This is a genomic window from Psychromonas sp. B3M02, from assembly GCF_003318165.1.
GTDB lineage: Bacteria > Pseudomonadota > Gammaproteobacteria > Enterobacterales > Psychromonadaceae > Psychromonas.
The window spans coordinates 1-1069 of sequence record NZ_QOCB01000043.1 but is presented as its reverse complement, the minus strand read 5'-3'; the positions used below and the strand labels follow the sequence as shown (position 1 = coordinate 1069).

General features: G+C 39.7%; 1 protein-coding gene. It reads right to left on the bottom strand.

The window, feature by feature from the left end; translation table 11 throughout:
* Positions 1–1069: (2Fe-2S)-binding protein (locus DS885_RS06280; protein WP_181817707.1), on the bottom strand; the 1069-nt coding region annotated here is incomplete at both ends.

Below are 1069 nucleotides of genomic sequence, written 5' to 3'. Positions count from 1 at the left end.
CCCTGTGCTTCAGCACATTCTCGAGTACAGCCTGATACACCAAATTTCATTTTATGAGGTGTACGTAATCCTTTATATCGATTCTCAAGTTCAACACCTAAGCCAACACTGTCTTGAACACCAAAACGACACCATGTACTCCCCACACAGGTTTTCACCATTCTCAGAGCTTTAGCGTAGGCTTGACCAGTCTCAAATCCAGCATTAATAAGTTGTGACCAGATATCAGGTAAATCGCTTTTATGGGCACCAAATAAGCCAATACGCTGTGCACCAGTAATTTTGGTATACAGTTCATATTGTTCAGCAACACTCGCTACTGCAGCTAACGCGCTTGGTGTGACTTCGCCACCTGGCATACGAGGGATAACAGAGTAAGTACCGTCTTTTTGCATGTTGCCTAAGAAAATATCGTTAGTATCTTGTAAGCCGTTATGTTCTTTTGCTAATACAAAATCATTCCAACATGATGCAAGAATTGAGGCGACAGTCGGTTTACACACCTCACAACCGTACCCTTTGCCGTATTTATTTAAGAGCGCTTTAAAGGTTTTAATGCCTTCAACTCGAATCAAATGAAATAACTCTTGGCGAGAATATTCAAAATGCTCACAAAGGTGATTTTTAACTTCCATCCCTTGTTTTTTTAATTCTGAATTTAATACTTGGGTAATTAAAGGAACACAACCACCACAGCCAGTACCGGCTTTAGTTTCCATTTTAATTGCACCAATGGTGGTATGCCCTGCGCTTACCGCTTCTGCGATATCAGATTTTTTCACATCAAAACAAGAACAAACTTGAGCAGTTTCAGGTAAGACATCAACCCCTAAACCAGTACTGCCTTGTCCAGAATAGTTAGGTAATATTAATGAATCAGGGTGCTTAGGTAATTCGATATTATTTAATTTGTACTGAAGAAGATCGCTATAACTACTTGTATCTCCGACCAATACTGCGCCCAATAATTGCTTACCATCTTCAGAGACAATAAGGCGTTTGTAGACAGATTTATCACCATCTAAATAAACATAGCTTTTACAATTTTCAGTGCGCCCATTAGCATCAC